Annotated in this window: 13 protein-coding genes; 10 read left to right on the top strand and 3 right to left on the bottom strand. The window is 46.1% G+C overall.

The features are described 5' to 3' along the window. The first annotated feature begins 147 nt into the window (after positions 1–147). From IV64_RS09020 to IV64_RS09010, 3 genes are all read left to right on the top strand, one after another. Positions 148–1110, top strand: coding sequence for an AEC family transporter (locus IV64_RS09020; protein WP_057706917.1), 963 nt, complete (start codon positions 148–150; stop codon positions 1108–1110). 78 nt (positions 1111–1188) lie between these two features. Further along, complete coding sequence (locus IV64_RS09015) at positions 1189–2220, top strand: DMT family transporter (protein WP_057706916.1); 1032 nt, start codon at positions 1189–1191, stop codon at positions 2218–2220. A gap of 137 nt (positions 2221–2357) precedes the next feature. Then, positions 2358–3035 carry a 2,3-bisphosphoglycerate-dependent phosphoglycerate mutase gene (locus IV64_RS09010; protein ID WP_057706915.1) on the top strand — a complete coding sequence of 226 codons (678 nt, stop codon included), beginning with the start codon at positions 2358–2360 and terminating at the stop codon, positions 3033–3035. 88 nt (positions 3036–3123) lie between these two features. Here IV64_RS09010 and IV64_RS09005 read toward each other — a convergent pair whose 3' ends face one another. The 3 genes from IV64_RS09005 to IV64_RS08995 form a co-directional block, all read right to left on the bottom strand. Further along, on the bottom strand, positions 3124–4455 hold the full coding sequence (locus tag IV64_RS09005) for a C1 family peptidase (RefSeq protein ID WP_057706914.1): 1332 nt from the start codon (positions 4453–4455) through the stop codon (positions 3124–3126). Between the two features lie 77 nt (positions 4456–4532). Then, entirely contained in the window at positions 4533–5219 is a 687-nt protein-coding gene (rpiA, locus tag IV64_RS09000) for a ribose-5-phosphate isomerase RpiA (RefSeq protein ID WP_057706913.1), read from the bottom strand. A 20-nt stretch (positions 5220–5239) separates the two neighbouring features. Continuing rightward, positions 5240–5602, bottom strand: coding sequence for a GNAT family N-acetyltransferase (locus IV64_RS08995; protein ID WP_464426824.1), 363 nt, complete (start codon positions 5600–5602; stop codon positions 5240–5242). 55 nt (positions 5603–5657) lie between these two features. Between IV64_RS08995 and IV64_RS08990 the strand changes: the two genes are divergently transcribed. From IV64_RS08990 to rlmB, 7 genes are all read left to right on the top strand, one after another. Then, the gene (locus IV64_RS08990) at positions 5658–6194 is read left to right on the top strand and encodes a dCTP deaminase/dUTPase family protein (protein ID WP_057706911.1); all 537 of its coding nucleotides are present in this window, start codon (positions 5658–5660) and stop codon (positions 6192–6194) included. A gap of 385 nt (positions 6195–6579) precedes the next feature. Further along, positions 6580–7956 (top strand): DNA repair protein RadA, encoded by a 1377-nt coding sequence (gene radA, locus IV64_RS08985; protein ID WP_057706910.1) that lies wholly within the window; start codon positions 6580–6582, stop codon positions 7954–7956. A gap of 20 nt (positions 7957–7976) precedes the next feature. Continuing rightward, positions 7977–9188 (top strand): PIN/TRAM domain-containing protein, encoded by a 1212-nt coding sequence (locus IV64_RS08980; protein ID WP_057706909.1) that lies wholly within the window; start codon positions 7977–7979, stop codon positions 9186–9188. Between the two features lie 173 nt (positions 9189–9361). Further along, positions 9362–10852 (top strand): glutamate--tRNA ligase, encoded by a 1491-nt coding sequence (gene gltX / locus IV64_RS08975; protein ID WP_057706908.1) that lies wholly within the window; start codon positions 9362–9364, stop codon positions 10850–10852. 194 nt (positions 10853–11046) lie between these two features. Next, entirely contained in the window at positions 11047–12459 is a 1413-nt protein-coding gene (cysS, locus tag IV64_RS08970) for a cysteine--tRNA ligase (RefSeq protein WP_057706907.1), read from the top strand. A gap of 1 nt (position 12460) precedes the next feature. Next, positions 12461–12871 (top strand): Mini-ribonuclease 3, encoded by a 411-nt coding sequence (locus IV64_RS08965; RefSeq protein WP_057706906.1) that lies wholly within the window; start codon positions 12461–12463, stop codon positions 12869–12871. Next, positions 12843–13634 (top strand): 23S rRNA (guanosine(2251)-2'-O)-methyltransferase RlmB, encoded by a 792-nt coding sequence (rlmB, locus tag IV64_RS08960; protein WP_057706905.1) that lies wholly within the window; start codon positions 12843–12845, stop codon positions 13632–13634. The genes IV64_RS08965 and rlmB overlap by 29 nt, the downstream gene beginning before the upstream one ends. Positions 13635–13636: the final 2 nt, after the last annotated feature.

The following is a 13636-nucleotide window of genomic DNA, read 5'->3' as shown; positions in this document are numbered from 1 at the left end:
TGCACACAATTATAGAACACTATAAATAAAATTATCCAGAACGTCAAACGTTTTCATACGGAAATTGCGATTAGCTTCCTAAAAAACAGTGGTATACTGGTATGGTTCTCATCGAATTATTATTTTTCAGTGAAAGGAGTGTGAAAAATGCAAGTTTTACAGACATTTTTACATAGCATTCAAGGCGTCATGACGATTATCATTATGATTGCCGTCGGTTATTTATTAGCGCGCTGGGGCTGGTTTAGCGAGGATTCAACTAAATTGGTCGCGCGACTCGTCACACAGATTGCGTTACCCGCTTACATGATTGCAACGATTACGAAGCAGTTCACCGCGCAAAAGTTATTAGATACGTTGCCTGGACTGCGTTTTCCCGTCCTTAACATGGCAATCTTATTTGGGATCTCATTTGGAGTGATGCGGGCTTTAAACATCAAGAAGAGCCATCGGGGGCTTTTCTCGTCGATGTTTTTTAACTCCAATACCGTTTTTATCGGGTTACCCGTTAACGAGGCGTTGTTTGGGAGTAGTGCCTTACCGTACGTTCTGGTGTACTATATGGCCAACACGACCATCTTTTGGACGATTGGGGTTTACCTGATTCAGCGCGACGGGGTGGGGGCTGCTAAGTTTGATTTGAAGCAGACCCTCAAAAAGATTTTCTCACCGCCATTGTTAGGCTTTATGATCGGGGTCCTGATTGTTTTATGGCAGATCAAATTGCCAAGTTTCTTAATGGATGACTTCTCTTACATTGGGGGATTGACGGTCCCACTCTCGATGCTCTTTATTGGGATTTCCATGGCTAACGCTGGCTTGAGCAGTATGCGTTTTGACCGTGATAGTATTGGGATCTTACTCGGACGCTTCATCTTTGCACCCGTTTTGATGACGCTAATGCTCATCCCAATGTCCATTCCGGTTGAAATGAAACAAGTCTTTATTTTACAATCCGCCATGCCAGTTATGACCAACGCGCCGGTCGTGTCAAAACTCTACGGCGCCGATGCTGATTACGCGGCCGTAATGGTGACGGAAACCACGCTTTTGAGTTTAATCGTGATTCCAATCTTGATGGTGGTTGTTCAGTCGAATCTCATTAGCTAGTTTGAAAAGGGTTTGAAAATGGTGCTATACTGAAACGCGTGACTATTAAATTTTTGTTAAGAAGGAAGCGAACGTTTCGTGAAGAAAGCATATCTTTACATTGCAATTTCAACGTTGATGTTCAGTTCAATGGAGATTGCACTAAAGATGGCCGGTAGCGCCTTTAATCCGATTCAATTGAACTTAATTCGGTTTTTCATTGGGGCAGTCGTTCTATTGCCATTTGCGCTGAGTGCGCTCAAAAAGTCAGGTCGGCGCTTAGTCGGGGCTGACTGGCGCCTCTTTGCTTTGACTGGATTGATTTGTGTGATCATCAGCATGTCGCTATACCAATTAGCCATTACGGTGGACAAAGCGTCGACGGTGGCCGTGCTATTTAGCTGTAATCCGGTCTTTGCGCTGCTCTTCTCCTACCTGATTCTGCACGAACGGTTAGGTCGAGCCAATTTAATTTCTGTGATTATTTCTGTCATTGGGTTATTAATTATTGTGAACCCGGCTCATTTGACGAATGGCTTAGGGTTGATCCTCGCCATCAGTTCAGCCATCACGTTTGGCCTATACAGTATCGTTTCGCGGTACGGTTCCGTTAAACGGGGCCTGAATGGATTGACGATGACGTGTTTCACATTTTTTGCGGGCGCGTTTGAATTATTTGTTCTAGCGTTGATTACAAAAATTCCAGCGGTAGCTTCGGGGTTAACAGCCATTGGGTTGCGCCAGTTCGCCGCTATTCCGGTACTTGTAAATGTTAATATGCAATATTTCTGGTTATTATTCTTTATTGGGGTCTGTGTCACGGGTGGTGGCTTTGCCTTTTATTTCTTGGCAATGGAACAAACCGACGTGTCGACGGCTTCACTAGTTTTCTTTATCAAACCGGGGTTAGCGCCGATTTTAGCTGCGCTGATCTTGCGGGAACAAATTGTACTCACGACGGTGATTGGAATCGTTGTGATCCTGATTGGGTCGGTCGTGACCTTTGTTGGCAATCGGTTCAGAGAACGTGCCAGCGCCATGGGCAAAGTTACGCAGTCTGAAACGGATGGGGATGCTGAAGCACTTAGATTGGCTCAGCATTCTAACGCCATTTCGAATCAAGAAGACTGATAATTAAAAAGAACGGTTAAACTTAGTGGTGACGCTAGTTTGGCCGTTCTTTTTAATTGATAGTAAGACAGTTCCGACTTTGAAAAACAGCTTAAATCGATTATGATTAGAAGTAATTAATATGGCAGGTGTAGAGAATGACAGAACTGGTATTGGTACGACACGGTGAGAGTACGGCGAACCGCGATAATACGTATACGGGCTGGAGTGACGTACCACTGACGGACGTTGGTGTGATGCAGGCCCACCATGCGGGTAAGCGACTACGAGAAACTGGCATTCAGTTTGGCGCGGTCCACACGTCGGTTTTAAAACGCGCAATCGTCACGGCCAACATTATGTTGGATGAGATCGATCAGGCGTGGTTGCCGGAGTATAAAACGTGGCGCTTGAATGAGCGGCACTACGGCGCGTTACGCGGACAGAATAAGGACGCTACCCGCCAAGAATACGGTAAGGCGCAAGTTCAAAAATGGCGGCGAAGTTTCTATACGGTACCCCCATTATTGACGGCGGCCGAACTGGATCACGATCGGCGTTACATGAAGTACGGGCCAAACATTGAGCCCCGCGGCGAAAGTCTGAAGATGGCGTACGACCGCATCATGCCGTACTGGATCGATATGATTGCACCGCGGTTGTTAGACGGACAAAATCAGTTGGTCGTGGCACACGGTAGTACGTTACGTGCGATGATCAAGTACCTCGAACAGATTAGTGATACCGGGATTGATGGGGTCGAAGTGGCCAACGGGGTCCCAATCTGTTACCACCTGGATGACCATTTGAACATTACGGGTAAAGAAGAATTTTAAGGCTTAAAAATAAAAAACACACGGAACGCTCATGGCAATGATTTGCCGGTGTGCGTTTCGTGTGTTTTTTATCATGCTTCAAATATGATTAAGCTAAAGCGCCCATTGGATCCCAAGGTGCTAAGATCGTTGGTTCTTCTGCTTGGGCCTTTTTCAGTTCATCAGGCAAGAATTGCTTGTTAACAACGACTTGGTAGCAGTATTCGTCCATCCAAGCGTCACTCATCACGAAGAAGCCCTTCGTTCCGACTTTGTCACCCCAGCTGTTTTCGACCTTCCATTTAGTTGGTTGGCCGTTGACTAGGTCGACACCGGTGATAACCATCGCGTGGGTCATCAAGCTTTGACCGTAGTCCAAACGTTCTGCTTTAGACATGGACAAATCAACGTCGAATAATTCATCTTGGTTGTAGACGTCCATGGCCATCACACCCTTTTGACGGTCAGAAGACTTACCAACGTCACAACCGAACCAAACACTTTGGCCCGCTTTGAGTTGGTTGATGGCGAGTTGCTTGAAGTCTGCCATTGAGACGTTCAAATGCTTAACTTCACGACCGCCTAAAACGTTACCTAACATTTCAATCGTGTAGGTGTGGTTGTATGGCTTGTCATCGGTTGGGGCGTTGATGATTGAAACGTAGTCGTCCAAGTTCCAGCCAATGTACTTCTTGAAGAAGCTTTGTGGTGTCAAGCCTTGGTCAATGTGATATTGTTTGTTGTCATCGCGGTATTCCCAGTCGAATTCAGTAACGGGTTCGCCAAATGCGTAAGATAACATCCGGTAAACTTCATTCAACATCTTTTCCTTACGGTCTTGAATGGCGTCAGCGCTAGTGCCAGCTGCGACTAATTCCCGGAGTTCAACGGCGTCTTTCCGTAATTTTAAATTCAACGTTGCGTTGATTTCAGCGGACTTAGAACTATTGTAGGTTTCAGGCATCACGCTCTTAGGAACAATCCCGTATTTCTGGATGATCGCAACGAGCATGTCCCATTGGCCACCGTCTTGTTGTGGGGTGGTCATTAACCAAGCGACTTTACGGCTGCTAGTTGGTTGGTCAGCAGTTGCTAAGACGTTTTCGTAGAAGTAGTTGGCCTTTTCAAACTTGTCCCAGAAGAAAGTGTAGTTCTGAGATAATTCAAAATGCTTTAAGTTGAACTTTTCAGCTAAGTCGTGACGCATCGTGTTCAATGCGGCAAACATCCAGCAACGGCCACTTTGTTTTTGGTTAGCCACGTCACCGGTGTCCAAATCAATTGAAAATACTGGGGTGGTTTGGCTCATTGCTTGAATATCTTGACTGCTTGCTAAAATACCGTTCTTGGTCACGCTACGTTCGATGACTTTTGCATCGGCGTGTTGATCTAAATCGGCTTGAAAATTGGCAATCTGGTTCATACTAATTTCTTTACTCAAAAAATCACGCTCCTTTAATCTTATTCTCATTGTATCGGTTTCTGAAGGCGTCGACAAGCAATCCGGGAAAGGAAAGTTTATGGACGAGCTTCAAGTACTTCGGGACCATCGGCATGGCCGACGATCACTGTGTTGACCATATCAAGGAATAACCCGTGTTCGACGACGCCGACCATGTGAATCAGGTCTTCGGCTAGTGCCTGTGGATCAGTGATGGGATCGATATGCAAATCAATGATGATATTGTTGGAGTCGGTCCGGACAAATTCACCGTCAACTTTACGGAAAACCGGGTTATAGCCGCGGGCAGCCATTTTTTCAAAGACGTGTTGGCTACCATAAGGAATAACTTCTACTGGTAAACCAAACGCACCAAGTTGTTTAACCATTTTACTTTCGTCCACGATCCACATAACTTTATCGGAATTAATGGCAACGATCTTTTCAAAGAGGAGGGCGGCCCCGCCACCCTTGACCCCTTGATAGTCAGCGGAGATTTCGTCAGCGCCATCAATGGTTAAATCGAGGTGGTCGACTTCATCGACGGACTTCATGGGAATGCCCAAACTTTTTGCTTGTGCTTCGGTCCGTTCGGAAGTTGAGACGCCGACAATATTGAGGTGTTCGTTTTTAACACGTTCACCGAGGGCGTCGACCATAAATTTAACGGTGGACCCGGTACCGAGTCCAACTTGCATGCCATCTTTGATATATTCAACAGCTTTTTGGCCAACGAGCTGTTTTAATTGATCCTGCTGATTCATTAGTAGACGTGCTCCTTTATTTAAGACTTAGTGACTAAGATATCCTGTGCTTCGGGGTGACGATCAAAGTAAGCCTTGGCATAGGTACAGAGGGGTTGAATTTGTTTGTGTTCAGCCCGCGCAGCGTCAATGACGGCTTCGGTCAGTTGAGCGGCGAGGCCTTGATGGCCAAAGTCGTCGCGCACAAAGGTGTGTTCAATGACCCAAGTCTGATCATTATTGATGGCTGGAAAAGTAATTTCACCAGCTAATTTTCCCTGATCGTCGTTGAAGAAAAATCGGTGCGGTTCACGCGTGAATTCCATTGCTGTCACCACCTTGTAAAGGGTTTTATAACTAAAGCTAATTAAACCGGTAAATGCCCATTTTGTCAACGAATCCACTGGTAGAAGTGTGGTAAAATGTGGTCACATATTAAACTTGAAAGTAGGAATAAACATGGCCCGAGGATTTGAGATTGTGAGCGCATACACTGACCAAGGATTACACGTCCCTTATCGGACAACTAAGCAAGCGGCTGGATACGACTTTGAAGCGGCGGAAGATTTTACGTTACCATCAATTTGGAAACTGAACTTCATTAAGATCTTGTGGCAGTTACACCACGGCGAAAAAAGTTCCGAAGCGGACTTAGACGCCGCTGCCAAAACGTTAAAACCATTTTTAGTTCCCACGGGGATTAAGGCTTATATGAACGATGGCGAGTATTTGTTGATTGCTAACCGCTCCAGTAACCCGTTGAAGCGCAACCTGATTTTACCGAACGGGATTGGCGTCATCGATGCGGACTACTACAACAATGCTAAAAATGAAGGGGCCATCTACGTCCAGTTGATCAACATGGGCATTCGCGACGTTCACATCAAAAAGGGTGAACGCATTGCGCAAGGCATCTTTACCCACTATCTGACAGCCGATAACGAAGCCGACGTCACAACCACCCGTTCCGGTGGCTTTGGCTCAACGAATCGATAGCGGACCTAATCCGGCTGTCACTGATGTTTTACTAAGTTAAACCATCGCATAAGGGACTCGTCAAATAATAGGAAAACTGTATTTAGTGAAGTCAGACAGAATTGGTGTGCTGTGGCGACAATATTGGCGGGGGTCTTGGCCAATATTGTGGGGCGCTTCAAAGACGTGGGCTATCGGCTTTGAAGCGAGGTTCCAGACCGGACTTTGGCTGGGACCGTCCCTCATAAGCACACCAATTCTGTCTGGCGAAGCGGCGGTAATCGATAAAAATCCATTAAACTGATGCGATTTACCGGCTTTAATGGTTAATAATGGTAAAATAAAGTGATGTATATTGAATGTCGATTAAGCGCCGAAACGGTGCACGGATGGGAGGCCAATTTTAGTGGCAAAAGTGAAGACCCAGTTTGTTTGTTCTAATTGTGGGTATTCGACCCCACGTTATCTTGGGCGTTGTCCCAACTGTGGCGAGTGGAACACGTTGGTTGAAGAACACTTTGATAAAAAGCCGGACCGTAAGTCGCGGGTCAGTTTTGCCGGTAAGTCGGCGAAGCCCCAACGGTTAAAGGAAGTTTCTTTAACGAAAACGCCACGCGTCAAGACGAAGCTTCAAGAGTTTAACCGGGTCTTAGGTGGCGGTGTCGTGCCAGGCTCCCTAGTTTTAATTGGTGGGGATCCCGGTATCGGGAAGTCAACCTTACTGTTACAAGTTTCAGGGCAACTCGCCGAAACGGGTGGCTCAGTGCTGTACGTGACCGGTGAAGAAAGTGCGTCCCAAGTTAAAATGCGGGCCGACCGGTTAGCGGTCGATAGTGAAGACTTCTACCTCTACCCGGAAACGGATATGTCAAATATCCGGGCGACGATTGAGTCAATGAAGCCAGAGTTTGTGGTTATTGATTCGGTTCAAACCATGCAGGAACCGGATGTGGATTCCGCAATTGGCTCGGTGTCACAAATTCGTGAAATTACGGCGGAACTTTTACAAATTGCAAAAACGAATGGCATTACGATTTTTATTGTTGGACACGTGACTAAGGGCGGCGCTATTGCTGGACCAAAGATTTTGGAACACATGGTGGATACCGTGCTCTACTTTGAAGGTGACTTGCACCATACTTACCGGATCTTGCGGGCCGTTAAAAACCGGTTTGGGTCTACTAATGAACTTGGTATCTTTGAAATGCGGACGGGGGGCCTATACGAAGTCGCTAACCCGTCAGAAATTTTCTTGGAAGAACGGTTGAAAGATGCGACCGGGTCAGCCATCGTCGTTTCGATGGAAGGAACGCGACCGATTTTAGTCGAAGTTCAGGCATTAGTGACGCCGACGGTCTTTGGTAATGCCAAGCGAACCGCCAGTGGTTTGGACCATAACCGGGTGTCGTTACTCATGGCCGTGCTTGAAAAACGGGCTAGCTTGATGTTACAAAATCAGGATGCCTATTTGAAGGCGGCCGGCGGGGTCAAACTTGATGAACCCGCAATTGATTTGGCGATTGCCGTCAGCGTGGCTTCTAGCTACCGTGATCAGCAGACCCGCCCCACTGATTGTTTTGTCGGTGAAGTTGGGTTGACCGGTGAAATCCGGCGCGTTAACCGAATCGAACAGCGGGTCGGTGAAGCGGCTAAGCTTGGTTTTGAACGAATCTTTATCCCGAAGAATAATCTGCAAGGCTGGGATATTCCAAAGGGGATTAATGTCATTGGGGTTTCGACTTTAAAGGAAGCCCTACAGTTAGCATTACAACAGCCAAACTAATTTATAAAGGAGTCGTCGCGATGAAGAAGTTAACGGTGCGACTCGTGTTTATCGTTGTCGGTGGGACGTTAGGATTAACTTACCTGCCGTTTTTATGGGACACGATTTGGGCGCAACCAAACGTACTAGTGAATAACATCTTAACCAACTTTGTGTTGGGAGCGTTAGTTTTATGGGTTTTGTCGCTGTTCTTAGCGAATGCCGCGGTGCGGCTCGTAGATCGGGTTGAAAAAAATCTGTCGAAGCAAAATCCAATGACGTTATTATTTGGAAGTATCGGTTTTATTATTGGGTTACTGATCGCGGTTCTGATTTCGCAATTATTCAATCGCAGTCCGTTATTCTTATTGAACACGGTCGTCCCAATTATTTTGATGCTGTTTTTTGGCTATATCGGTGCCCGGGTCGGGACGACCCGAATCGATGAATGGCGGAAAGTCTTTAATTTTCGGCGGCGTGAGAAGGAAGCCGACCCGGAAATTACCGATGCTCAGCCGGACCAAAACTATCACCATTACAAGATTTTGGATACTAATATTTTGATTGATGGTCGAATTTACGACATTGTCAAGACGGGATTTTTAGAAGGAACGTTGCTGGTTCCTAACTTTGTCCTGTACGAATTACAGTACATTGCGGATTCTGCGGATAGTATTAAGCGGGTCCGGGGTCGGCGGGGCCTAGATATTTTAAATAAGCTCCAAAATGAAAATATCATTCCCGTTGAAATGTACGAGGGTGACTTTGAAGACATTCCAGAAGTGGATAGCAAACTCATCCAGTTGGCTAAGAAAGTCAACGGTGTGATCGTCACGAACGATTACAACTTAAATAAAGTGATCGAATTTCAAAATGTTCAGGTTTTAAACATCAATCAATTGGCCAAGTCATTGAAGCCACGGGTCATTCCTGGTGAAGAAATGAACGTCATGGTGGTTAAGAACGGTAGCGAACGGCAACAAGGGGTTGGTTACCTTGATGACGGGACCATGGTCGTTGTTGAAGACGGGAAATTCTACATCAACGAAAAAGTGGATGTCATTGTGACGAGTGCGTTGCAGACGGATGCGGGCCGGATGATTTTTGCGCGGTTAGCACATGCCAGTCGTGGTATTTCGGACCATACCGAAAATGAGAGTGGCCATACTGGTAATAAGCATGGCAACAATCGTAGTAGTCACAACAATGACAATCTCCAAAACGGTGGAAACAACCATAATAATCGCCACTAAGGTTGATTAGTTTATCGTGGAAAAATCAAGGTGGAAACTTAATTTTTAGCGGTAAACATGGTAAACTGGATAAGCAAGTGGACCGGATGGCGTCTCGGTTATTGAAGCGGGGCGTCACTGGTTTTATATCGTCACAGTAAGTGATAAAAATAATGAAAGAGGCGTTAATCACATTGGCAAAGAGCAAGATTCGTGTGCGTTACGCACCAAGTCCAACTGGCCATTTACACATTGGTAATGCCCGGACAGCATTGTTTAACTATTTATTTGCCCGGCATAATAAAGGGAAGTTTATTCTTCGAATCGAAGACACCGATTTAAAGCGGAACGTCGCTGATGGTGAAAAGAGTCAAATGGATAACCTGAAATGGTTAGGCATGGATTGGGACGAAGGTCCAGATATTGGTGGCGACTACGGTCCTTACCGTCAATCTGAACGGAAGTCAATTTACGATCCGTTGATTCAACAATTGATCGATGAAGGCAAAGCTTATGAGTCTTACATGACGGAAGACGAATTAAAAGCTCAGCGTGACGTCCAAAAAGCCAACAAAGAAATGCCACATTACGTGTACGAATTTGCTGGCATGACCGAAGAAGAAAAACAAGCTAAGATTGCCGCTGCTAAAGCAGCAGGATTAAAGCCTGTTATTCGTTTCCACGTCCCAGAAGGTAAAACTTACGCTTGGGATGACATGGTTAAAGGGAACGTCTCCTTTGAATCCAAGACGGTCGGTGGTGACTTCGTCATTAAGAAACGTGACGGGATGCCAACGTATAACTTTGCCGTTGTGGTTGATGATCACATGATGCAAATCAGCCACGTTTTCCGTGGTGATGATCACGTTGCCAACACGCCTAAACAATTAATGATTTACGAAGCATTCGGCTGGGAAGCACCTAAGTTTGGTCACATGAGCTTAATTATTAATACCGAAACCGGTAAGAAATTAAGTAAACGTGACGAAACGGTGCTCCAGTTTATCGAACAATACCGTGAATTGGGTTACTTACCAGAAGCGATGCTTAACTTCATCATCCTATTAGGGTGGTCACCAGTCGGTGAAAGTGAATTGTTCACGAAGCGCGAATTCATCAAGATGTACGATGAAAAGCGTTTGAGCAAGTCACCAGCCTCATTTGATGGCAAGAAGTTGGAATGGGTCAACAACCAATACATCAAGAAGGCTGACGAAAACGAAGTCTTTGCGATGTCAATTCGTCAATTGATCAAAGCCGGTCGGTTACCAAAACGTCCTGACATGAGTCAAATCGAATGGACCCGGACGCTAGTTTCACTTTACAAGAACCAAATGAGTTACACGGGTCAAATCGTCGACTTAGCTGACTTGTTCTTTAACGGTCCAGCTGACATTAACGATGAAGCCAAGGCGGAACTTGATAATGAAACTGCGCCAATCGTCTTGAAGGAATTCCGGAAGCGCGTTGAAGATATCGATGTCTTTGAAGCAACTGAAATTCAAAAGACCATTAAGAGCATTCAAAAAGATACTAAGATCAAGGGTCGTCAACTTTACATGCCGATTCGGATTGCCGTTTCCCATGAAATGCATGGTCCTGAATTACCAGAAACAATCGAATTATTAGGTCGCGAAACGACGATGAAGCATCTTGATGCGATGATCGCGGAACTCGCTAAATAACAATTTGCGTATAAACGTCTTTGGCACTGCGGCGTCTCCGTAGTGCGGGGGCGTTTTTTATTGCGTTGTTGAAGGCTAGCCGATGGCGTGAAACGAACCACGGCGTAATTTAATCCGACTAAGAATTTCACCCGCGGGTAGAACATGGTAAACTAGCAACAAAGCAATTGTGAACTGGAAAGGAGTGCCACTGCATGTTAAATGTTTTTAATACGCTGACGCGTCAAAAGGAACCATTCAAACCACTGACCCCCGGGGTCGTTAAGATGTACGTCTGTGGGCCAACCGTCTATAACTATATTCATATTGGGAATGCCCGCTCCGCCATTGCGTTTGATACCATTCGGCGCTACTTTGAATATTCAGGCTACCACGTTTATTATGTGTCAAATTTTACTGATGTTGACGATAAGTTAATCAAACGTGCGGCTGAAGACCACACGACGGTGCCTGAAGTGGCCGACCGTTTTATCAAAGCTTTTATGGAAGATACAGCTGCGGTCAATATTGAACCCGCAACGGCTCATCCCCGTGCATCGGAAAATATTCCTGAAATTATTAGTTTTGTTCAAGAATTGATTGATAAAGGTTACGCTTATGAATCTGAAGGGGACGTCTACTATCGGACCCGGAAGTTTAAAAATTACGGCCAGTTGTCTGATCAACGGATCGACGACCTTGAAGTCGGTGCGAGTCAGCATACGGCCGACGAGGAAACGAACCGTAAAGAAGACCCAATCGACTTTGCTTTATGGAAAGCCGCTAAACCGGGCGAGATTTCTTGGGACTCGCCTTGGGGTAAAGGGCGTCCGGGCTGGCATATCGAATGCTCCGTCATGTCCACTAAGTATTTGGGCGACACGTTCGATATTCATGGCGGCGGTCAAGACTTAGAGTTTCCCCACCATGAAAATGAAATTGCGCAAAGTGAAGCGAAGACTGGTCAAAAGTTTGCTAACTACTGGTTACATAATGGCTTTGTGACGGTTGGCGATGATAATGAAAAGATGAGTAAGTCCTTAGGTAACTTTGTGACCGTTCATGATATCATTAAAAAAATCGATCCTCAGATTTTACGCTTCTTCATGGCGACAACGCAGTACCGGCGGCCGATTCAATACATGCAGGGTAATTTGGACGAAGCGGCGAACAACTTAAGCAAGTTGCAGAACGCTTATCGTAACCTGAATTTCCGATTAAGCGATGCTGAAGCAGGGACGGATACTGACGTGATGGCACAACTCCAAAGCTTAAAGGGTGATTTTGTGACTGCCATGGATGACGACTTTAACGTGCAAAACGGGATTACGGCCGTCTACGAATTAGCTAAGTTGGCAAACGTCTACGCTGCTCAAACGGCTGTTCAAGCGGACACCGTAACTGCTTTGCGGGATGCTTTAACGCAACTAGCAGGGGTCTTTGGGGTGACGTTTGAAGTGCCAAGTAACGAACTTGCCGATGCGGATATTCAAGCGTTGATCGATGACCGTGAAGCGGCACGTCAAGCTAAGGACTTTGCCAAGGCTGACCAGATCCGAGACGATTTAAAAGCCCAAGGGGTTATTTTAGAAGATACACCCCAAGGGGTTCGGTTTAGAAAGGAATAATATGCAAGTTGATTACCAACAATTAAACGGCATCGCCCTCGCGTACTTAGGTGACGCGGTGTACGAACCGTTTATTCGCCAACATTTGATTGAAATTGGATTTACAAAGCCTACCAAATTGCACCACCATGCGACTCATTACGTTTCTGCTAAAGCCCAAGCGGCCTTAATTGCGTTGATGCAAGCAGATGACGTGTTGACGCCGGTTGAAACTGACGTCTTCAAACGCGGACGCAACGCTAAGAGTCATACATCTGCAAAGCACACCGACGTTTTAACTTACCGGATTTCAACCGGGTTTGAAGCGGTCTTTGGTTACTTGCAGTTAACGCAACAGACGGAACGAATTGCGGAACTCGCTAATTGGTGCATTCAGCAAGTTGATGAAGGGAGGATTTCAAGTGTCAAATAATGAACAGAACCAAACGCCAGAAAACGGTGACTTCGTCATTGGGCGTCATCCAGCCATGGCCGCAATCAAGAGCGACCAACAGATCAATAAAGTCTTCATTCAAAGTGGGCTACAAGCCGACGTTTTAAACGATATTGCCAAGATTGCTAAGAAGCGGAACTTGATCGTACAGTACGTGCCGAAGCAGAAGCTTGATCGGTTAACTGATAATGCGAACCATCAGGGGGTCGCTGTCGGGGTCGCGGCGTTTGAATACGCGACGATCGACGATTTATTCGCCGTTGCAAAGGAAAGAAATGAAGCGCCATTTTTCCTGATCCTTGATAATATCGAAGATCCACATAACTTAGGGTCAATCATGCGGACAGCGGATGCAGCTGGTGCACACGGGATTATCATTCCTAAACGCCGGGCCGTTGGCTTAACCAGTACGGTTGCCAAAACGTCGACCGGTGCCATTGAGCACGTGAAGGTGGCTCGGGTCACCAACCTCGTGCAGACGGTCAAACAGTTACAGGAAGCCGGCCTATGGATCTTTGGTACGGATATGAATGGAACTGATTACCGCCAGTGGGATGCCTCTGGTGCGGTTGGACTAATTATCGGGAATGAAGGCAAAGGAATTTCACCATTACTTAAGAAGAGTGTGGATGAAATGCTGACAATTCCAATGATTGGGCATGTTCAGAGTTTGAATGCGAGTGTGGCCGCTAGTCTTTTGATTTATCAAGGCTACACGTCCCGCCACCCACTTGGAAAATAGTG

The sequence above is a fragment of the Lactiplantibacillus xiangfangensis genome, assembly GCF_001438845.1.
In the GTDB taxonomy this organism is placed as follows: domain Bacteria; phylum Bacillota; class Bacilli; order Lactobacillales; family Lactobacillaceae; genus Lactiplantibacillus; species Lactiplantibacillus xiangfangensis.
Note: the sequence above shows the minus strand (reverse complement) of the source record. Positions and strands in the feature narration are given on the sequence as shown.

Excerpts from the sequence above, each read along its gene's own strand:
- cysS (WP_057706907.1), top strand. The coding sequence starts at position 11,047 with ATGTTAAATGTTTTTAATACGCTGACGCGTCAAAAGGAACCATTCAAA.
- rpiA (WP_057706913.1), bottom strand. The coding sequence starts at position 5,219 with ATGAATCAGCAGGATCAATTAAAACAGCTCGTTGGCCAAAAAGCTGTT.
- IV64_RS08990 (WP_057706911.1), top strand. The coding sequence starts at position 5,658 with ATGGCCCGAGGATTTGAGATTGTGAGCGCATACACTGACCAAGGATTA.
- IV64_RS09020 (WP_057706917.1), top strand. The coding sequence starts at position 148 with ATGCAAGTTTTACAGACATTTTTACATAGCATTCAAGGCGTCATGACG.
- rlmB (WP_057706905.1), top strand. The coding sequence starts at position 12,843 with ATGAAGGGAGGATTTCAAGTGTCAAATAATGAACAGAACCAAACGCCA.
- IV64_RS09010 (WP_057706915.1), top strand. The coding sequence starts at position 2,358 with ATGACAGAACTGGTATTGGTACGACACGGTGAGAGTACGGCGAACCGC.
- IV64_RS08980 (WP_057706909.1), top strand. The coding sequence starts at position 7,977 with ATGAAGAAGTTAACGGTGCGACTCGTGTTTATCGTTGTCGGTGGGACG.
- IV64_RS08965 (WP_057706906.1), top strand. The coding sequence starts at position 12,461 with ATGCAAGTTGATTACCAACAATTAAACGGCATCGCCCTCGCGTACTTA.